The 20,625-nt window shown below is 48.0% G+C and carries 21 protein-coding genes; 9 read left to right on the top strand and 12 right to left on the bottom strand.

From position 1 onward, the window contains the following. Nucleotides 1-80: 80 nt before the first annotated feature. The 9 genes from HPC38_RS03110 (at nt 81) to msrAB (ending at nt 10,771) form a co-directional block, all read left to right on the top strand. A complete protein-coding gene (locus HPC38_RS03110; RefSeq protein WP_235977602.1) occupies nt 81-1,037 on the top strand; it encodes a peptidylprolyl isomerase in 957 nt (318 codons plus the stop codon). Nucleotides 1,038-1,094: 57 nt separating this feature from the next. Next, nucleotides 1,095-1,913 (top strand): 16S rRNA (adenine(1518)-N(6)/adenine(1519)-N(6))-dimethyltransferase RsmA, encoded by an 819-nt coding sequence (gene rsmA / locus HPC38_RS03105; RefSeq protein WP_208119816.1) that lies wholly within the window; start codon nt 1,095-1,097, stop codon nt 1,911-1,913. Beyond that, nucleotides 1,913-2,737 carry a bis(5'-nucleosyl)-tetraphosphatase (symmetrical) ApaH gene (gene apaH, locus HPC38_RS03100; RefSeq protein WP_208119815.1) on the top strand — a complete coding sequence of 275 codons (825 nt, stop codon included), beginning with the start codon at nt 1,913-1,915 and terminating at the stop codon, nt 2,735-2,737. The genes rsmA and apaH overlap by 1 nt, the downstream gene beginning before the upstream one ends. 119 nt (nt 2,738-2,856) lie before the next feature. Beyond that, a complete protein-coding gene (gene leuS, locus HPC38_RS03095) occupies nt 2,857-5,439 on the top strand; it encodes a leucine--tRNA ligase (RefSeq protein WP_208119814.1) in 2,583 nt (860 codons plus the stop codon). An 18-nt stretch (nt 5,440-5,457) separates the two neighbouring features. Further along, nucleotides 5,458-5,955, top strand: a complete 498-nt coding sequence (gene lptE, locus HPC38_RS03090) for an LPS assembly lipoprotein LptE (protein WP_208119813.1) — start codon at nt 5,458-5,460, stop codon at nt 5,953-5,955. Further along, on the top strand, nt 5,952-6,983 hold the full coding sequence (gene holA / locus HPC38_RS03085) for a DNA polymerase III subunit delta (protein WP_208119812.1): 1,032 nt from the start codon (nt 5,952-5,954) through the stop codon (nt 6,981-6,983). Before lptE ends, holA begins: the two co-directional genes overlap by 4 nt. 72 nt (nt 6,984-7,055) lie before the next feature. Further along, complete coding sequence (locus HPC38_RS03080; RefSeq protein ID WP_208119811.1) at nt 7,056-7,421, top strand: YbaN family protein; 366 nt, start codon at nt 7,056-7,058, stop codon at nt 7,419-7,421. A gap of 140 nt (nt 7,422-7,561) precedes the next feature. Beyond that, nucleotides 7,562-9,277 carry a protein-disulfide reductase DsbD gene (locus tag HPC38_RS03075; protein ID WP_208119810.1) on the top strand — a complete coding sequence of 572 codons (1,716 nt, stop codon included), beginning with the start codon at nt 7,562-7,564 and terminating at the stop codon, nt 9,275-9,277. 6 nt (nt 9,278-9,283) lie between these two features. Continuing rightward, the gene (gene msrAB / locus HPC38_RS03070) at nt 9,284-10,771 is read left to right on the top strand and encodes a bifunctional peptide-methionine (S)-S-oxide reductase MsrA/peptide-methionine (R)-S-oxide reductase MsrB (RefSeq protein ID WP_408021839.1); all 1,488 of its coding nucleotides are present in this window, start codon (nt 9,284-9,286) and stop codon (nt 10,769-10,771) included. Between the two features lie 30 nt (nt 10,772-10,801). On the opposite strand, the gene HPC38_RS03065 is transcribed toward msrAB, so the two are convergent. The 12 genes from HPC38_RS03065 to HPC38_RS03010 all read right to left on the bottom strand — a co-directional run bounded on the left by HPC38_RS03065 (nt 10,802) and on the right by HPC38_RS03010 (nt 20,616). Next, nucleotides 10,802-11,206, bottom strand: coding sequence for a DUF2251 domain-containing protein (locus tag HPC38_RS03065; protein WP_208119808.1), 405 nt, complete (start codon nt 11,204-11,206; stop codon nt 10,802-10,804). Nucleotides 11,207-11,311: 105 nt separating this feature from the next. Further along, nucleotides 11,312-12,472, bottom strand: a complete 1,161-nt coding sequence (locus tag HPC38_RS03060) for a globin domain-containing protein (protein WP_208119807.1) — start codon at nt 12,470-12,472, stop codon at nt 11,312-11,314. Nucleotides 12,473-12,546: 74 nt separating this feature from the next. Further along, nucleotides 12,547-14,415 carry a bifunctional glutathionylspermidine amidase/synthase gene (gene gss, locus HPC38_RS03055; RefSeq protein ID WP_208119806.1) on the bottom strand — a complete coding sequence of 623 codons (1,869 nt, stop codon included), beginning with the start codon at nt 14,413-14,415 and terminating at the stop codon, nt 12,547-12,549. 112 nt (nt 14,416-14,527) lie between these two features. Continuing rightward, nucleotides 14,528-14,977 carry a 50S ribosomal protein L9 gene (rplI, locus tag HPC38_RS03050; RefSeq protein WP_208119805.1) on the bottom strand — a complete coding sequence of 150 codons (450 nt, stop codon included), beginning with the start codon at nt 14,975-14,977 and terminating at the stop codon, nt 14,528-14,530. A 19-nt stretch (nt 14,978-14,996) separates the two neighbouring features. Next, on the bottom strand, nt 14,997-15,224 hold the full coding sequence (rpsR, locus tag HPC38_RS03045; RefSeq protein ID WP_208118732.1) for a 30S ribosomal protein S18: 228 nt from the start codon (nt 15,222-15,224) through the stop codon (nt 14,997-14,999). A gap of 12 nt (nt 15,225-15,236) precedes the next feature. Next, the gene (gene priB, locus HPC38_RS03040; RefSeq protein ID WP_208119804.1) at nt 15,237-15,563 is read right to left on the bottom strand and encodes a primosomal replication protein N; all 327 of its coding nucleotides are present in this window, start codon (nt 15,561-15,563) and stop codon (nt 15,237-15,239) included. Next, nucleotides 15,550-15,927, bottom strand: coding sequence for a 30S ribosomal protein S6 (rpsF, locus tag HPC38_RS03035; protein ID WP_208119803.1), 378 nt, complete (start codon nt 15,925-15,927; stop codon nt 15,550-15,552). The genes priB and rpsF overlap by 14 nt, the downstream gene beginning before the upstream one ends. 218 nt (nt 15,928-16,145) lie before the next feature. Next, complete coding sequence (fabF, locus tag HPC38_RS03030) at nt 16,146-17,384, bottom strand: beta-ketoacyl-ACP synthase II (protein ID WP_208119802.1); 1,239 nt, start codon at nt 17,382-17,384, stop codon at nt 16,146-16,148. Between the two features lie 90 nt (nt 17,385-17,474). Further along, complete coding sequence (gene acpP / locus HPC38_RS03025) at nt 17,475-17,705, bottom strand: acyl carrier protein (protein ID WP_111301362.1); 231 nt, start codon at nt 17,703-17,705, stop codon at nt 17,475-17,477. A gap of 219 nt (nt 17,706-17,924) precedes the next feature. Further along, complete coding sequence (fabG, locus tag HPC38_RS03020; protein WP_208119801.1) at nt 17,925-18,653, bottom strand: 3-oxoacyl-ACP reductase FabG; 729 nt, start codon at nt 18,651-18,653, stop codon at nt 17,925-17,927. Nucleotides 18,654-18,662: 9 nt separating this feature from the next. Continuing rightward, nucleotides 18,663-19,604, bottom strand: a complete 942-nt coding sequence (gene fabD, locus HPC38_RS03015) for an ACP S-malonyltransferase (RefSeq protein WP_208119800.1) — start codon at nt 19,602-19,604, stop codon at nt 18,663-18,665. Between the two features lie 55 nt (nt 19,605-19,659). Next, entirely contained in the window at nt 19,660-20,616 is a 957-nt protein-coding gene (locus HPC38_RS03010; RefSeq protein WP_208119799.1) for a beta-ketoacyl-ACP synthase III, read from the bottom strand. Nucleotides 20,617-20,625: the final 9 nt, after the last annotated feature.

Below are 20,625 nucleotides of genomic sequence, written 5' to 3'. Positions count from 1 at the left end.
CAAACGCCATAATTGCCTAAGCAGGGAATTTTTTGGCTAAATTAGGTTCTAATGATGTATCGTAATAAGAGAGTGAATAGATGAATTTAACCAAAATGAAGCATAAGTTAATAACGTTAACCGCACTTTTAGGTGCATTATTAGTCGCACAACCTGTGATGGCGGCAGAAACCGTTGTGGCAACGGTGGATGGCTATCCGATTTTGTCAGGGCAAGTGAAGCAAGCGCTCGGCAAGCGCGCCAATACCGCCGCCAACCGTGCCAAAGCCCTTGATGATGTGATTGACGATATTTTGGTGCAAAAAGCGATCAAAGACTCAGGCGTTGTGATCAGAACCAGTGATGTTGACCGCGTGTTGCAAGGCATTGCCGATCAAAATGGGTTAACGTGGGGTCAACTGTTGGACGCGTTAGACTATCAAGGCATTGATTATCATCAATTTCGCAATCAAATTCGCCATCAACTGTTAATGGGGCAAGTGCGCCAACGCAGCATCGGTAAAAGCATTGATGTTGATCGTGATCAAGTACTTGAGCTGGGTAAAAAAATGCAGCAAGAGGCGAAAGCGAAAGGGAATTTGCATAAAGCGACAGCAACAGAATATCGTGTAAGTCATATTTTATTAAAAACCAACCCGATTTTAACCGACGCCAAAGCTAAAGCGCAGCTCACGCAATTGCGCAGCGATATTTTAGCGAAAAAGATCAGCTTTGAAGAGGCGGCTAAACAAAACTCGAAAGATTATCTCTCAGGTTACAAAGGCGGTGATTTGGGCTTTGCCTTTCCTGAAAGCTATGTAGGTGAATTTGCTAAAAAAGTGCGGTCAAGCAAACAGGGCGTGATCAGCGCGCCGTTTAAAACGGAATTTGGTTGGCACATTCTGAAAGTGACGGACACTCGCAAAGGTGATCGCACCGAGCAGTATTATCAACAAAAAGCCTACGAGAACTTAATTAATCGCCAAGCGCAATCGGCTGCGAATAATTGGGTGAAAGCCTTGCGTAAAAATGCCGATATTAAGATAATGCAACACTAATTATTACCTGCCAATAAAATCCCGCTTGGTCGGGATTTTGTTTATTTGAGAGAGAGAATGAACGGAAAAACACATTTAGGGCACACCGCACGCAAGCGCTTTGGGCAAAATTTCTTGCACGACACACTGGTGATTGAAAACATTGTCGCCGCTATTGCACCAAAGCCTGGGCAAGCGTTGGTTGAAATTGGCCCTGGGCTTGGTGCTCTGACAGAGCCAGTGTGTGATCGGACAGATCAATTAACGGTGATAGAGCTTGACCGTGATTTAGCCCATCGGCTGCGCCATCACCCGTTTTTGAACCAAAAGCTCAATGTAATTGAGCAAGATGCCATGCAGGTGGATTTCACCGCACTTTTCCAGCAATTAGGGCAACCGTTGCGGGTGTTTGGCAACCTGCCATACAACATTTCCACCCCACTGATGTTTCATTTATTTACGTTTACTGATGCCATTGCGGATATGCACTTTATGCTACAAAAAGAGGTGGTCAAGCGCCTTGCCGCGGCGCCCAATAGCAAAGCCTACGGGCGGCTGAGTGTGATGGCGCAGTATTATTGCCAAGTGATCCCTGTGTTGGAAGTGCCACCAAGCGCATTTAAACCTGCGCCAAAAGTGGACTCTGCCGTAGTGCGCCTTATTCCGCACCGTACTTTGCCATGTGTTGCGAAAGATACCGCATGGCTCAACCGCCTATGCGCCGCCGCTTTCGGGCAACGACGCAAAACCCTGCGCAATGCACTCGGGCAATTACTCACTGCTGAGCAATTGAGCAGTCTTAACATTGACGACAATGCGCGCGCGGAAAATTTGAGCATTGCAGATTTTGTCCGTGTGGCGAATTTTTTGGCGGATAATCCACCGCAGGAGGACTGATGGCAACCTATTTAGTCGGCGATTTGCAAGGCTGCTATGATGAGCTTGCTCGCCTGCTTGACAAAGTGCGGTTTGACCCTGCCTGTGACACCTTATGGCTAGTCGGCGACCTTGTCGCGCGCGGGGATAAATCCCTCGAGTGCTTGCGTTTTGTTAAAAGTTTGGGCGAGGCGGGTAAAACGGTGCTGGGCAATCATGATTTGCACCTGCTTTCAACCGCACTTGGCATTAAAAAAATTAAACTGAAAGACAAAGTTGATGCTATTTTCAACGCCCCCGATTTTGCCGAGCTGATGGACTGGCTGCGTGCGCAACCGTTGCTGCGCGAACACGAAGAATTTGGCTTTTTACTCTGCCACGCGGGCATCAGCCCTGATTGGGATTTGCCCACTGCGCGTGCGTGCGCCCGTGAGGTGGAGGCGGTGCTACAAAGTGATGACTACCGCACTTTGCTTGAAAATATGTACGCTGACACGCCCGATCGTTGGCAGGATGACCTGCAAGGCATTGCGCGCTGGCGTTACATTCTCAATGCTTACACGCGCATGCGTTTTTGTTATCGGGATCATCGTCTTGATATGGCATGCAAGCTGCCGCTTGACCAAGCACCTGATGCGTTGGTGGCATGGTTTACGCTAAGCAACCCCATTTATCAGCAACGCCCTATTGTGTTCGGGCATTGGGCTAGCCTTGTCGGCGTGCCAACGCCAGTGGGCATTTATGCGTTGGATACGGGGTGCGTGTGGGGCAATTATATGACGCTATTGCGCTGGGAAGACAAAGCCTATTTTCAGCAAAATGCCCTGAAAAATTATTGCACATAAGGCGGATAATTGCGTGAGAAGTGCTATTTTTTACGCGTGATTTACGCTATTCTATCGCTATCTGATTTTTATGATTTTTAACCGCCAAAGTGCGGTTTTGTTTTCACAAGGTGATTATTATGCAACAACATTACAGTCCTGAGCAGGTTGAAGCGCAAGTGCAGGATCATTGGCAAAAAAATCATGTTTTTAAGGCCAAAGTTGACCCCACAAAAGAAAAATATTACTGCCTATCAATGTTCCCTTATCCATCAGGTCGGCTGCATATGGGGCATGTGCGCAACTATACTATCGGCGATGTGATTGCTCGTTTCCAGCGAATGAATGGCAAAAATGTGCTGCAACCAATCGGTTGGGATGCGTTTGGTATGCCAGCGGAAAACGCAGCGATCAAAAACAAAACCGCTCCCGCGCCATGGACCTATGAAAACATCGCTTACATGAAACAGCAGTTGAAAATGCTGGGGCTGAGTTATGATTGGGATCGCGAAATCACCACTTGCCGCCCTGAATATTACAAATGGGAACAGTGGTTTTTCACTGAACTGTATAAAAAAGGCTTGGTCTATAAAAAAACCTCCGTGGTGAACTGGTGCCCAAACGATGAAACTGTGTTGGCTAACGAACAAGTCGATGAAGGGCGTTGCTGGCGTTGCGACACCCCAGTGGTGCAAAAAGAGATTCCACAATGGTTTATCAAAATCACTGATTACGCAGAGCAATTGCTATCAGGCTTGGATCAACTGCCGAACTGGCCTGATCAAGTTAAAAGTATGCAACGCAACTGGATTGGCCGCTCTGAAGGGCTGGAAATTGCCTTTGCGGTGGAAAACAGCGATGAGATGGTTGAAGTGTACACCACCCGCGCGGATACGCTTTTCGGCGTGTCGTATCTCGCCATTGCCGCCGCTCACCCATTAGCGCAAAAGGCGGCAGAAAATAACCCTGCACTGGCCGCTTTTATTGAAGAGAGCAAAAACACCAAAGTGGCCGAGGCCGATCTTGCTACCATGGAGAAAAAAGGCATGGCCACAGGCATCAACGTGATTCACCCGCTCACGGGCGAAAAAGTGCCTGTGTGGGTGGCGAACTTTGTGTTAATGCACTACGGCACTGGCGCGGTGATGTCAGTGCCAGCGCACGATCAACGCGATTTTGAATTTGCTCAAAAATACGATTTGCCAATTAAAGCAGTGATCCGCCCAGCCGATGCCGCGCAGCCCGATTTAAGTCAAGGGGCGTTTACCGAGCACGGCTTGTTAATCAATTCTGGTGAGTTTGATGGTTTAGATTTCGAACAAGCTATTGATGCCATCGCACAAAAATTGGAAAAGTGCGGTCGTGGAAAACGCCAGACTAATTACCGCCTACGCGATTGGGGTGTATCACGTCAGCGTTATTGGGGTACACCGATTCCAATGTTAACCCTTGAAAATGGTGAAGTTGTAGGCGTACCGCTTGAAGATCTGCCAGTGGAATTGCCTGAAGATGTGGTGATGGACGGCGTGCAAAGCCCGATCAAAGCGGATCCAACATGGGCGCAGACGACCTTTCAAGGCAAGCCTGCACTGCGTGAAACCGACACCTTTGACACCTTTATGGAGTCATCATGGTATTATGCCCGTTACACCTGCCCGCACTATGATCAAGGTATGCTCAATTCTGAAGAGGCCAATTACTGGCTGCCAGTGGATCAATACATTGGCGGAATCGAGCACGCCACCATGCACTTGCTCTATTTCCGCTTTTTCCACAAATTGCTACGCGATGCGGGCTTGTTGAACAGCGATGAGCCCGTGGAAAAATTGCTATGTCAAGGCATGGTACTGGCGGATGCGTATTATTACATCTCGCCAAAAGGCGAGAAGATCTGGGTGTCGCCAACCAAAGCGATTGTCGAACGTGATGAAAAAGGGCGCATTGTTAAAGCTGTTGATGACGAAGGTCACGAGCTAGTGCACGCAGGCATGACCAAAATGTCGAAATCGAAGAACAACGGTATCGACCCACAAGAGATGGTGGAAAAATATGGCGCGGATACCGTGCGTTTGTTTATGATGTTCGCCTCACCTGCGGAAATGACGCTGGAATGGCAAGAGGCGAGTGTTGAAGGGGCGCATCGCTTTTTACGCCGCTTGTGGAACCTCGCTTATGATTATGCTCAAAGTCCAGCGCAAGAGGCATTGAATGTAAACAAACTGGATAAAGCTCAAAAAGAGCTGCGCCGTGATGTGCATAAAACCATTGCCAAAGTCAGTGATGACATTGGCCGTCGCCAAACGTTTAACACGGCTATTGCGGCCATTATGGAACTGATGAACAAGCTCACTCGCGCGCCGCTTGAAAGTGCGCAAGATAAAGCCTTGATGGCGGAAGCGTTAAGTGCGGTCATTCGTATGCTTTACCCAATCACGCCACACATCTGCTTTAGCTTGTGGCAAGCGCTTGGACATAAAGATACCATTGATTTTGCACCGTGGGTACAAGCCGATGAAAAAGCGATGGTGGATGATGAAAAACTGATTGTGGTGCAAGTCAACGGCAAAGTGCGGTCGAAAATCACCGTCAATGCGGATGCTGGTGAAGATGAGATCAAAGCGATTGCACAAACCGATGACAATGTCAGCCGCCACCTTGACGGGCTGACGATCGTGAAAGTGATCTATGTACCTGGTAAATTATTGAGTTTTGTGGCGAAATAAACCAACAAAGGACGTATTATGGTCAACAACATAAAAGTGCTGCTTATGGCGGGCTGGCTTGCGTTGCTCTCGGGGTGCGGCTTGCATTTTGCCAACCAAAGTGCGATCGGAGGGCAGTTTAGCACCATGAAATTGGTCAGCAGTGCGCCTTATGACTTTTTAAGCCGACAAGTGCGCGAGCAGCTTAAACTGCATCAAGTGCGTTTAGTTGAACGCGATGATGTGCCACAGCTACGTTTGAAAGGCTCAAATGTCAGCTCCAGCGTGGTGTCGGTCTTTAAACAAGGGCGTGAGGCAGAAAATTTGCTGACATTAAACGTGCATGCCACCGTTTTTGTTCCGAACCGAGGTGAATTTCCTATTGATGTCAACAATAGCCGCACGTTTTTCAATGACTCACGCGCGGCGTTGGCGAAATCGGTGGAGCAAGACGTGATTTATGATGATATGCGTCGCCAAGCGGCTAAGCAGCTGCTGATTAAATTGATGACATTGCAACAACAGCTGAATGAGTGAAACGACTTTTTAGTACGCAATTAGGCGCGGCAAGCGAGCCTTTGGCGAGCGCCTATTTATTAGCAGGCACGGATCCGTTGCTGCTGGATGAATCCCGCCAGCTTATTCTTGCGCGCGCGCGAGAACAGGGCTTTGACGATACACTACACCTTGACATCAACGGTGCAACGCATTGGGGCGTCCTGCAAGAGCATTGCCAATCGCAAGGGCTTTTCTCTCGTCGTGTGGTGTGGCTGGTCAATTTGCCAGAGAATTTCACGCAGGCCATCAGCAAAGCCTTTCAAGCACTGCTGCCCGATCTCCACAGCGATATTCTGCCCGTGTTTTGCGTATCAAAACTGAATTTTCAAACCGAAAAACAAGCCTGGTTTAAAGCGCTCAGTGCGCAGTTTGCCCAGCTTGTGATCGTCAATTGCCAAACGCCAACGCCCGAGCAGTTGCCACAATGGCTAAAAGTGCGGTTGAAACAAGCAGGGCTGCACCTTGACGGTGAGGCGCAACAGCTGTTGTGCCATAATTATGAAAGCAATTTGCTGGCGTTGGCTCAAGTGTTGAAATTGCTTGCGCTGCGCTTTGGCGATGAAAAGCTCAATTTCTACAAAGTGCAAAGCTGTATTGAGCAGTCGTCTCAGTTCACCCCCTATCAATGGCTTGACGCGCTGCTCGAAGGCAAAGCGAAACGGGCTATGCGCATTTTGCACAGCCTAGAAAATGAAGAGATGGAGCCGTTGATTTTACTGCGCAGCGCACAAAAAGAGCTGAGTGTTTTATTGAGCCTCGCCCAAGGCAACCCGCTAAACAACAGCCACGAACGCTTGCCGCACACGGGGTTAAAAGTGCGGTTTGACGCGCTGCGTATTTGGCAAAGCCGCCGTCATCTTTATCAAGCCGCTATGCAACGCTTAAGTTATCGCCGCGTGTTTGAAGCGATTAGCATGCTTGCCGAGCTTGAACGCGCGTTAAAACGAGGGCAAGCAAGCGCCCCGTGGGAATGCTTTGCCGAGCTGACCGCTTTGCTTGCCAAATAACCGCACTTTACATTTCACACTAAATGATTATCATTATTTATACGATGATTTTGTGAGACGCTTATGTAAGCGATGAAATGGCTTTATATTTTTTTGGGGTTTTTGGCTGTTGCATTGGGGCTGTTAGGGGCGGTGTTACCCGTGTTGCCCACCACACCTTTTTTATTACTCGCACTGTATTTTTTTGCCAAAAGCTCCGAGCGACTGCACAATTGGTTTTTGCAAACGTCGCTTTATGATAACTATTTACGCGAGTTTAATGAAACCCGTGCAATGACAATGCGTGCGAAGATCAGCATCTTGACCATATCAGGGGTGATGATGGCAATCAGCTTTTATTTTATGCCCACAATCTATGGGCGGATTGCCTTGATTTTATTGGTGCTGGTGCAATATTGGTTTTTCTTTTTTTGGATCAAAACCGCGCCCAATAAATAACACGTGAAACTTTTTATAAATGTGATTGTCATAATCGGTAATTATTTTAGATTAAACCCCATTTTTATGAGACCCAATCGCGAGTGTAAGCAGGCTGCTTATGGATAAATAGCTTTATGATAATAACAATTGGACATCCTATGACATTTTCTCGACTGACCGCACTTTTGACTTTTTTATTGATGTTCGTCACCACATCGCTGGCAAATGCTGGCTTGTTTGACCGCAAAAATGATTTCTTGCCCGCAGAGCAAGCCTTTGCTTTTTCTGCGCAGGTTGACGGCAACCAAGTGCAACTGAACTGGCAAATTGCACCTGAGTATTATCTGTATCAAAAATCTATTCATATTACAGGGCAAAATGCGCACGTTGCGCCATTCAACTTACCAGAAAGCGAGCTGCACCATGACGATTTTTTTGGTGAAGTGGGCATTTATCGCGATGAATTGAGCGTTAATGTGCCTGTTTCTCAAGTGCAAGAAAAGGGGCAGCTCGAGGTTGAATATCAAGGCTGCACCGCCAATTTTTGTTACCCGCCACAAACGCAAACGGTGATGCTTAATGCAAGCGTACAACAAAGTGCGGTGGCAATGCCAGAGGCGCAGCCGAATATGCAAAGTGCGGTCACAACAGCAACAGAGAACGAAAGCGAGCTTAATGTGTGGTGGTTTTTTGTGCTGGGGCTGGGCTTGGCGTTCACGCCTTGTGTGCTGCCGATGTTGCCGCTGCTATCCTCCATTGTCATTGGGCAACAACAGCGCCCGAATAGCCTGCGTGCGCTGATGTTAAGCGTTAGTTATGTGCAAGGCATGGCACTGACCTACACCGCACTTGGGCTGCTGGTGGTGTCCATTGGCTTGCCTTTTCAACAGGCATTGCAAAGTCCTTATGTGTTGATTGGCTTTACGGTTTTGTTTGTGATTTTGGCGCTGGCGATGTTTGGGCTGTTTGAGTTGCAATTGCCGAACAGTTGGCAAAATAAACTGATGCAATTGAGCCAAAAACAACAAGGTGGTGCCTATGGCAGCGTGTTTGTGATGGGCATGATTGCAGGGCTTGTGGCCTCGCCGTGCATCAGTGCGCCGCTCTCAGGTGCGTTGCTCTATGTGGCGCAAAGTGGGGATTTTGTCACAGGCGGCTTGGCGTTATATCTGCTCGCCCTTGGCATGGGCGTGCCGCTGGTGTTGGTCACCTTATTTGGCAACGCTATTTTGCCAAAAGGGGGCGAATGGCAAGCGAAAGTGAAAACGGCTTTCGGCTTTGTGATGCTCGCTGTGCCCGTCTTTTTACTATCACGCCTGCTCAGTGATGCGTGGGGCTGGCGTTTGTGGTCAGTGTTGGCGGTGAGCTTTTTGATTTGGTTGATTGTATCGCTGCCGATGCGTCGCGTTTGGCTGTGGCTGAAAGTGCCTTTGTTTGGATTGCTGATTATTGCAGGCTACCCATTGGCGCAGCTGGCGTGGCAAGCGCAAAGTGCGGTGCACGTACCAAACAAACCGCACTTTATGATGATTGAAAGCGTCGATGATCTTGCTCGCGTGATGCGTGAACATCCAAATAAAATAGTGATGTTGGATCTCTATGCGGACTGGTGCGTGGCGTGCAAAGAATTTGATAAATATACCTTCCCCGATGCGGCTGTGCGGGCGCAATTTGACAATATGTTGCTACTGCGCGCCGATTTAACCAAAACGAATGCGAAAAACCGCACGTTGATGGAGAAATTCCAAGTGCTGGGGCTGCCAACCATTTTATTTTTCAGCCCACAAGGGCAAGAGCTGACAGCTGCGCGCGTGAGTGGCTTTATGCCGCCTGAGCAGTTTGCTGAACATTTATCACAATTAAAGGCACAATAGGAGTGTATGATGAAACGCATCAGACTGATATTCGGCGTGTGGTTATGGCTTTTGGGCGCGATGTTTGTGCAAGCCAGCCAACCCAAAGTGCGGTTTGTCGATCTCGATGGCAACGCAGCCACGTTATTTGCTAATGATAAACCAACACTGGTAAAATTTTGGGCAAGCTGGTGCCCGCAATGCTTGTCTGAGCTGGAAGAAACCGAGCAAATGCGCCAAAATCCAAAACTCAGCGCGCTCAACATTATCACGGTCGCCACGCCAAGTTTTTGGGGCGAAAAGTCGCAGGCGGATTTTATTGCGTGGTATAAAGGGTTAGATTTTGCCGCACCGCCTGTGCTGTTGGGGCAAGGCGCGCAGGCAGGGCAATGGCTTAAAGCGCTTGGGCTGCGCGGCTACCCAACATGGGGTTTGTTTGATAAACAAGGCGAGTTGGTGCGCTTAATCACAGGGCATTTGAACGCCGAGCAGGTGAGCGTATTAATTGATAACCCTAACGCGGAGGTGCATTCCGTGTCGGTGACGAAAAAAGGAGAAAGTGCGGTGGAGAAGAAAACCATTTATCTTGCAGGCGGCTGCTTTTGGGGGCTAGAGGCCTATTTTGAGCGGATTGATGGCGTGGTAGACGCGGTATCGGGCTATGCCAATGGGCATACGCAAAATCCAAGCTATCAAGATGTGATTGCAGGCTCAGGTCACGCAGAAACCGTGCGGGTGGATTATGACCCAAGCAAGGTGAGTTTGCATGACATTTTGCGTCGCTACTTCCGCGTGATTGACCCAACCAGCGTCAACAAACAAGGCAATGATCGTGGCGTGCAGTATCGCACTGGCATTTATTACACCGATGAAGCCGAGCGCGCGCAAATTGAGCAGGACATCACGCACGAGCAAAGCAAATATCGCAAGCCGATTGTGGTGGAGGTGCAGCCACTGCGCCAATTCTTTGAGGCAGAAGATTACCACCAAGACTACCTGCGTAAAAATCCGAACGGCTATTGCCATATTGACGTTTCTTTAGCGGATAAACCGCTGGAGGCTGAAAAACCACAAAGTGCGGTCAAAAAAGATTATCGTGAGCAGAAATTGGGCTTAACCGATCGCCAGTTTTATGTCACCCAACAAAATGGCACCGAACGCGCCTTTAGCCATGCGTATGATCACCTATTTGAGCCTGGTATTTATGTCGACATTGTCAGCGGCGAGCCGTTGTTTTCCAGTCGTGATAAATACGACAGCGGTTGTGGCTGGCCGAGCTTTACCCGCCCAATTGCGCAAAGTGCGGTGGTGGAAAAGGTCGATCACAGCTTTAATATGACCCGCACAGAAGTGCGCAGTCACGACGCTGATTCTCATCTTGGGCATGTGTTCCCTGATGGCCCACAAGATAAAGGCGGCCTGCGCTATTGTATTAACGGCACTGCGTTGAAGTTTATTCCGTTAGCGGAGATGGACGCGCAAGGCTACGGTGAATGGAAAAGTGCGGTTGAATAAATAAAAAAGGTGGCGATGCCACCTTTTGTTTTAGTCCTTTAAGCTGTTGACAAACGCATCATCAAGTTTGCCCCGCGACCACATAGAACCGAGTTCAGGCTCAGGGAAGTGGGAATGGTTATAGCCAATGAGTTTAGCAAAATCAAACGCGGCTTGCACTTGCCCATTGAGCAGCAACACGGCTAAATTGCCATCTTCCGACCAGCAAATTTGCAGCTGATTATCCGCCTGTAAAGTGTCATTAAAACTGTCCACATTATACAAATGCAACGCATCAACCACGCTTTGTGGCTGGCGTGTGTCGAGGGCATAAAAATAGCCTGTTTCGCCATCATCTTCAAACATGACCGCAAGGTGATCATGCACATTGGAATGGGTGCCGTTTTGGTTAGGGCGACCGATGGTGTGGTTATCTTCTAATGTGAGATAGAGCATAATGAATCCTTTTGCTGACTATTTTGCCAAATAATAGAGCAAATCCGCACAAATGCAAGCGCAAACCGCACTTTAGATAAAGTGCGGTTGTGCAAAGCAATAGCATTAGACTTCAATCAAGCTCATTTTCGGCCCAAATGGCTCAAAATAGACAGTAATATTTTCTTGGTCAAGTTGTTTAATGTGTGCAGTCATCGTGCGCATAAAGTCCATTGAACCGCATAAATACACTTGCGCATTGGCTGGCAGGATTTTGTTTAAATACGCACTGTCAATCCGCGCGCTTTCTTGCGTGTATACGGTTTCATTAAACTGCACATTCGCCTGAGCAAGTAGAGCATCGACTTCCGCTTTGAAGGCTTGCGTTTGGGCATTGCGTGTTGAGTGTAGCCAAATGACTGGGCGCGCAGGATTAACTTTCACCTGTTCTGCAAGCATCGCAAGAATAGGGGTAATGCCCACACCCGCGCTGATGAACACCACAGGATCGTCGCTTTGACGTAAAACAAAATCACCCGCAGGGGCGGAAAGTTTTACGGTGTCGCCCACATTGACATGATCATGCAAATGATTGGACACCAGCCCTTTAAATTCGCCTTGGTTGTCGCGCTTAACGGCAAATTTCAGTCCGTGTTGTGGATTAATGGCACATAAAGAGTAATGGCGCAGCGCTAAATTCGGCTCATTTTGTGGTTGAACTTGCACGGTGATGTATTGTCCTGCTGTGATAGCAAGATTGGCCAGCAAATCCGCATTTTGCACGGTAAACTCTACCACATCTTGCCCCACTTGGCGTTTTTCCACCACGGTGAACGCCTGAAAGCCTTGCCATGCAGCGTTGTCATACATTTGTTGCTCCACACCAATAAACGCATCAGCGATCACCGCGTAGGCTTTTGCCCACGCGTCTAAAATCTCAGGTGTGGCAGCATCACCTAAAACCTCTTTAATAGCGCCCAGTAAGTGTTTGCCCACAATAGGGTAATGCTCGGCGTGAATTTCCAACGCGCGGTGTTTGTGCCCAATTTGGATCACATGGTCTAAAATGGCCTCGAGATTGTCAATGTGTTTTGCCGCCGCCAGCACTGTGGTGGCAAGTGCGGTTGGCTGTTGGCCGCGAGCTTGGTTGGTTTTATTGAAAATATTTAACAATTCAGGATGATCGTTAAACATATTACGATAAAAAGTTTTGGTAATTGTGGTGCCGTGCGCTTCTAGGGCAGGCACCGTGGCTTTAATGATGTCGCGCGTTTGCGTGTCTAACATAATCACTCCATTAAGATGTAAAAAAAATATTCTTTAATAGAATACGAAATTCAGTTAGCACACGCAAGCGTTAATTAGCGTTCAAATAGACTATCTTTAATTACTCGCAGTGGGTGCATATCCGAGCCGCCTGTGATGACCAAGTCAGCATCGCCACGCAAACAAGCACCGCCATAATGACCGCCCACCGTGAAAGTACACAGTTGTAGATGCAATCCATCAATATTCGGCAAACACCATAGCTGCTGGTAGATTTGCTCTTGCTTGTCAAATTGCCCACAGGTTTCGCCAAGCACGCTTTGGTTTTTGCCTACCAGTTGAATATTGCTTCCACAGCGCCCTGCAATTGGCTTGCAGGCGTAGCCTTCGGCGATGAGATCTGGCGTTAAATCGTAGGCGGCATCAAGCAAATAGCGGTGGTGCGGAAAGAGTGACCACAGCACAGGCAAAATCGCCTTGTTGCTTGTAACCACCGTCCACAGCGGCTCGAACACCTTAATTTCAGGGCGCAAGAGCACGTCAATCAACCGCACTTTGTGCTCAGGATGGCCAGTGCGAATCGGTGGTGCGGCGTGTTGCGCTTCGTATTCTGCCCTTAGCTGTTCAAGCACCGTTTCCCACGCCCACGTTTTCCAAACACAGGTAATGAGGCGCTGTTCATTGTCCACCAGTCGCCCACGGCTGTCCCAATGAATATCGTCCAGCCCGTGCAAAATGGTGCTGTCAAAGCCTGCTTGTTTTAAGGCTTTTTGCATAAACAGGGCGTGATAACTCTCTTCGCTATCGTGATCTTGCATGATGTGAACAAAGGGGGAAGCGTCGCTGTGTTTCCAACAATCAGCCAGCATATTCAGCAGATCATCACCTGGATTATTGCCTTTCACATTGCCTGCTTGTTTTGCCCAGTCGCTAAGAATGCGCCCAGTTTCTGTGTGGCACGAGGCGGAATCGGCGTTGTATTCATACACTTTCAAGCCACGCTCATCCATACAAAAATCAAGGCGGCCTGTGATCATTTGATAGCGCCGCATTTGCCATGACCGACGCACGCGAGGCCACAAAATGCGCGGAATGTTAAAATGCGAGAGTAGCTCATCGCTTTGCATGACTTTGTCGGTGGCGTGCAGATACATCAAATGCAGCTCATTGGTGGCACGCACCAGCTCGTGAACCGCACTTTTAGAAATGGTGAAGTAGTGATAAGGGCTACCAGAGTTGATTTTGTGCCCGTCCATCGCCTGCACGTAGGCATCAATTAACGGTTCAGCTTGATTGAGCCAAGCGCCATCAAATTGGCCGCGTTCTTCAACATAGTTAGCGTGAAGCGTGAGCAAGTGCGGTGCAATGTGTGGGCGCGGTAGGCTGTGTGCGTTTGCCGCCATCGGGATCATCCAGCCTAAAATGTGAGTATCATCGAAGGTGTCCCGTAAGGTGTAATGGCCATTGACGATTTCGAGTGGTAGCTCCCGTGTCCATTGCTGGCCAAAGGGCAGGGAGTGATGAATCACATTTTGCTCCGCGATCCGCACTTTATCATTCAGCACTTCGGTGATGATTGCAACATGGCCTGTATGTTTAAATTCGCCCCCTTCTTGCCAAATCAGCAAGCAGCCTGCCACGGGGGGCTGTTGTGCGCCGTTGGCAAAGGCTTGCAGTGGCAAAATCGCATCATTAACCACTTGGCGCAAGAAACGTAGAGAAAAGATCTCATACGCCATGGCAACGTCCGTGAACACATAGCCGTAGTTGATATATAAGTAGCGCCGAGCAAATTCCACACATTGCCATTTATAGCCCATGTATTCATGCCCGATATAACTTCGAAAGGCCGCGTCATCAGGGTAAAGTGCGGTATCGACACTGTCGTAGTCACTGGAGTAAATGGCGACACCGCCAGGGGCAAAGCCGAGTAGCGTGCCGAAAGGTTCGTGGGTTGTTGACATGATAAAATCCTTAGGTTTTTATGCAGTATACACCGACAAAGCGAGAGGGGCATCGTGTTTTTGAAATAATAAAAAACCCGAGGCGTGCTCGGGTTTTTGTTTGCGCTGTTACTTATTCAGCAACCACGTTCACGATAAGTTGTGTGAACACTTCGCCGTGAAGTTGGAAGCGCACTTCGTGCTCGCCGATGGTACGCAATGGACCTTCAGACAAACGCACTTCGCTTTTTTCCACTTCAATACCTGCGGCTTTGATGGCATCGGAAATATCACGTGTGCCAATTGAGCCGAACAGGCGGCCTTCGTCACCCGCTTTAGATGCGATGGTAACAGAGCCGAGTGCTGCGATTTTCTCAGCGCGTTCTTGAGCTTCAGCTAATTCTTTAGCTACTTTCGCCTCAAGTTCAGCGCGACGAGATTCAAAATGGGCAATATTTTCAGCGGTTGCCATAACTGCTTTCCCTTGTGGGATCAGGAAGTTACGTGCGAAACCTGCTTTAACATTCACTTGGTCACCAACGTTGCCAAGGTGAACAATTTTATCTAAAAGAATAATTTGCATTACCGTATCCTCTCTTTAATTACTGATGATTGTCAGTGTACGGCAGCAACGCAAGGTAACGAGCGCGTTTGATTGCGCGAGCTAATTGACGTTGATACTTCGCACGAGTACCGGTAATACGGCTTGGAACAATTTTGCCGCTCTCTGTAATGTAGTTCTTTAACGTCGCGATATCTTTATAATCGATTTCTTGTACGTTTTCCGCTGTGAAACGGCAGAACTTACGACGACGGAAATAACGTGCCATAGGGCTAGTCTCCTAATCTATAAATTCGATTTGCTCGGCATGTAACACCAACTGACTAAGTCCGTTTGCATTTTTATGGGTGGTCAAAAAACCACAGATAAAAAGGTTACTACCGACCGTAATGCTTTGAGATTGTTTAATTAATTGAGGCCCACTGAGGGAAACTTTAACACGACACCACGCAAGGCGGGGCATATCAGCTTCCATTTGGTTTGAACGGTGCTCAAGATAAAATTGACAGTGTTCAATGCCGTTGGGGCTTTTCGATCGTTTCAGCTGTGAGCACACACGCCCTGCAAGTTGAAGACGATTTTCAATTGTTAAATTACTCTTCAGCATCCTCATAATCGTTGTTAGCAACTTCAGCTGAAGCGCGACGTTCGTCTTTCGCTTTAGCCATTGGGGACGCTTCTGTTACGGCGTGCTTAGTACGAATAATTACGTTACGCAAAATTGCATCATTGTAACGGAATGTGGTTTCTAGCTCGTCGATGACTTCTTGCGGTGCTTCTACATTCATTAACACATAATGTGCTTTGTGTAGTTTATTAATCGGGTATGCCAATTGACGACGACCCCAATCTTCTAGGCGATGAATTTGCCCACCAGCTTCTTTTACAGCGCCAGTGTAACGCTCAATCATGCCTGGTACTTGTTCGCTTTGGTCTGGATGGACCATAAAAACGATTTCGTAGTGACGCATTACTGCTGCTCCTTACGGGTTAATCAGCCTCCATACTAAGACCAGCCACAGATCTTTGGAAGCAAGGAACGAAAATGAATGTGGCTGTAAGGGCGAGAATTATACCTGTTTATATCTTGCGCGACAAGTATTATTTAATGGGATAATTAAGGTAAGAATGTTGTATTTGGGAAAATATCAACCGCACTTTGTATTGTAAAGTGCGGTTGTGATGATACTTATATTTTTTTGAAAATCAATGAACCATTGGTGCCACCAAAGCCGAAGGAGTTATTCAGAGCATAATCCATGGTGACTTTACGGGCTTTATTCGCTACTAAGTCGAGTTTGATGGCAGGATCTTGGTTTTCTAAGTTAATGGTTGGTGGGGCGATTTGATCGCGCAATGCCAAAATGGTGAAAATGGACTCCACTGCACCAGCCGCACCTAATAAATGCCCTGTCATAGATTTGGTGGAGCTAACCAAAATGGTGTCTTGGTTTGTGGCAAATACGGTACTTATAGCAGTCGCTTCAGCAATATCTCCAGCAGGCGTTGAGGTGCCGTGGGCATTGATATAGCCAATTTGTTCCGCCTTGATTTGTGCATCATTGAGGGCATTTTGCATAGCCAATGCAGCACCTGCACCATCGGCTGGAGGGGAGGTCATGTGATAGCCATCACCACTCATGCCAAAGCCAACCAATTCAGCATATATTTTGGCGCCACGTGCTTTCGCGTGTTCATATTCTTCCAATACGACAACCCCTGCGCCATCACCTAACACAAAACCGTCGCGTTCGACATCCCATGGGCGGCTGGCTTGTTGTGGCGCATCATTGCGTGTTGATAGCGCACGTGCAGCACCAAAGCCAGCTATGCCAAGTGCGGTGCTAGCTTTTTCTGTACCACCTGCGAGCATCACATCAGCATCACCGTAAGCGATGATGCGTGCAGCATGACCAATGTTATGTACACCTGAGGTGCAGGCGGTGGCAATGGTGATATTCGGGCCGTGGAGTTTATAGTTGATAGAAAGATGCCCCGCTACCATGTTCACAATGGTGGACGGCACAAAAAATGGGCTGACTTTGCGCGCGCCACCTTTGACTAAGGCATTATGGTTTTCTTCAATCAGTCCTAAGCCACCGATGCCAGAACCGATCGCCACGCCCACTCGGTTGGCGTTTTGCTCGGTGATTTCAAGGCCTGAGTCTTCAATGGCTTGCATGCCTGCTGCGATGCCATATTGAATAAACAAGTCCATTTTTTTCGCATCTTTGCGCGAAATATACTGTTCGGTGTTGAAATCTTTAATTTGCGCTGCAAAGGTGGTGGTGTAGTTTGTGGTATCAAAATTCTCAATGGTATTTACGCCACTTTTGCCGGCTAAAATGTTATCCCAAGTTGAATTTACGTCATTACCTAAAGGGGTGATCATCCCTAATCCAGTAACAACGACGCGACGTTTTGACATAGTGTAGGCTCCGAGGGGAGTTTATGACTCGTTGGCAATGTTAGATAAAATTTAGGCGGTGTAAAAACCGCCCTTATTTGGTGCAATAGATTATTGATTGTTTTGAACGTAATCAATTGCAGATTGAACAGTTGTAATTTTTTCTGCTTCTTCATCTGGAATTTCGATGTCGAATTCTTCTTCTAAAGCCATTACAAGTTCAACAGTGTCAAGAGAGTCTGCGCCCAAATCTTCAACGAATGAAGCTTCTGGTTTCACTTCTTCTTCTTTAACGCCTAATTGTTCAACAATGATTTTTTTTACGCGTTCTTCAATGCTCATTTTAAGTTTCCTATATTTTAATCGCCATCAGCGAGTAGATAAAAATCGTATGATAGTGTGTAACAAGTCAAACTTGCAGGGCATCCGTTGTGCACTACATACTATGCAAATTTGGTCATCAGCTCAACATGTTATAACCAAAATCGATACCGTGTCAGATTTTACCATTATCAAAGTGCGGTTGTCATCTTTTTCTTAAAGGCTAAACCGCACTTTGGCTTAGCTCATGTACAAGCCACCGTTTACATGCAGCGTGGTGCCAGTAATATAAGCGGCATCATCACTGGCAAGAAAAGCCACAGCCTTAGCAATGTCTTTGGCTTCGCCCAATCGTGCTGCAGGCACATTGGCTAAAATACTTTGTTTTTGCTCATCGGTTAGCGCATCGGTCATATCTGTGGCAATAAAACCAGGTGCGACCACATTGACGGTAATGCCACGGCTGGCCACTTCGTGTGCAAGCGATTTTGAAAAGCCAATCACGCCAGCTTTTGCCGCGCAGTAATTAGCCTGCCCTGGGTTACCCATTGAGCCGACCACAGAGCCGATGTTAATAATGCGGCCAAAGCGTTTTTTCATCATCGGGCGCAACACCGCTTTGCTGAGGTGGAAGATGGAATTGAGATTGGTGGTGATAATGTCATTCCATTCATCATCTTTCATCCGCATCATCAGATTATCACGCGTGATGCCTGCGTTGTTGACCAAAATATCAATTTCGCCGACCGCACTTTTGATCTCGGCGAGTAAGGTTTCAATGGAAGCACTATCCGCCACATTGACGACCATGCCGCGCCCGTGATCACCAAGATAATCTGAGATCGCTTGGGCGCCTTTCTCACTGGTGGCGGTGCCAATCACAGTGCAGCCACGCGCGCTTAATTCTTGTGCGATAGCTTTGCCTATACCACGGCTTGCGCCAGTTACTAATGCGATTTTTCCTTGCATAATTGCTCCTTATTCCGCTAACAGCGTCGCGACGGCATCAAGGGAAGCGATATCGTTCACCGCCACCGCGTCTAATGATTTGTTAATGCGTTTGGCAAGCCCTGTTAGCACTTTGCCTGGCCCTATTTCCAGCAACACATCCACACCTTGCGCAGCCATTTTTTCTACGCTTTCGCTCCAGCGTACAGGGCTGTAGAGCTGGCGAACGAGTGCATTGCGAATATCGTCTGCGCTGCTTTCTTGTTTCACGTCCACGTTATTAATAACAGGTACTTGCGGTGTTTTGAAGCTAATGGAATCCAGTGTAATCGCCAACTGATCCGCAGCAGGTTTCATTAATGCACAGTGTGATGGCACGCTCACCGCCAGTGGCAAGGCGCGTTTAGCACCTGCGTCTTTGCACAATTGTGCTGCTCGCTCGACCGCACTTTTCGCACCTGCGATCACAACTTGCCCTGGTGAATTGAAGTTTACTGCAGAAACCACGTCACCTTCAGCACCTTGCGCGCAGCAGTCAATGATAGTTTGATCGTCAAGCCCGATAATGGCATACATCGCCCCCGTGCCTTGTGGCACCGCTTTTTGCATTAAGCGACCGCGCAACTCAACCAGTTTAATGGCATCTTGAAAGTTGATTACGCCAGCACACACCAGCGCTGAAAATTCACCTAAACTATGGCCTGCCATCACAGTGGGTTTAAGCGCAGGATATTTTTCTTGCCACACGCGGAAAATAGCCACGCTCGCCGCTAATAATGCGGGCTGGGTGCGCCAAGTTTGATTGAGCTCTTCGGCTTCACCGTGTTGCACTAATGCCCAAAGATCGTAACCGAGCACATCGCTGGCTTGTTGAAATGTGTCTTGCACAACGGGAAATGCGTCGCCTAGCTCGGCAAGCATGCCAATAGCTTGTGAGCCTTGGCCTGGAAAAACCATAGCAAATGTTTTCATGTTAAATCCTCATTATCGTTTGCTATTCATCATCGTATGAAAATACAAAGTGCGGTTAAAACCGCACTAATACAGAACCCCATGTTAAGCCGCCACCAAAGGCTTCCATTAACACCAATTGCCCACGCTGAATGCGCCCATCACGCACTGCTTCGTCCAGCGCACTTGGAATACTGCCCGCTGAGGTATTGCCATGGCGGTCAAGGGTGACCACCACTTGCGACATATCCATATCCAATTTTTTTGCGGTAGCGCTAATAATGCGCAGGTTCGCTTGATGTGGCACGAGCCAGTCAATATCGCTTTTCTTAAGCTGGTTTTGTTTTAAGGTTTCTTCAACCACATTGGCGAGCTGGCGCACCGCAATTTTAAAGGTTTCATTACCTTGCATTTGCAAAAATTCAGGCGATGGTTCAGATCGGCTGCGATGTGCATTTTTTAAGGTTAGAATGTCGCTTTGTGTTGGATCACTGTGTAAGTGAGTGGATAAAATACCAGCTTCGTCGCTTGTTTCGAGCAGCACAGCGCCTGCGCCATCACCAAATAAAATCACCGTGCCACGATCGTGTTCATCAAGGGCGCGTGAGAAAAGATCGGCACCGATAACCAATGCGTGTTTGACTTTACCTGTGCGGATAAATTGATCGGCAACGCTTAAGGCATAGACAAATCCAGAGCAGGCGGCAGCTAAGTCGAAGGCGATGGCATCTTTAATGCCGAGTGCGTGTTGTACTGAGCAGGCAGCGCTTGGGAAAGCATGCTGATTACTGGTGGTGGCCACTAAAATTAAATCAACATCTTGTGGGTCGAGTGAGGCCATTGCAAGGCAATTTTGTGCTGCTTGACTTGCCATAGACACAACCGTTTCATCGGCGCCTGCGATACGGCGCTCGCGAATACCTGTGCGCGTGATAATCCATTCATCGGAGGTATCAACCATATTTTCTAAATCCGCATTGGTGCGAATATGCGCTGGCAGGTAGCTACCAGTCGCTAAAATTTTACTAAACATACGCATCCT

Origin of the sequence: Spirabiliibacterium pneumoniae, from assembly GCF_014884995.1 — a bacterium.
GTDB lineage: Bacteria > Pseudomonadota > Gammaproteobacteria > Enterobacterales > Pasteurellaceae > Spirabiliibacterium > Spirabiliibacterium pneumoniae.
The sequence above is the reverse complement of the archived record's forward strand: the minus strand, read 5'-3'. Positions and strand labels throughout refer to the sequence as shown.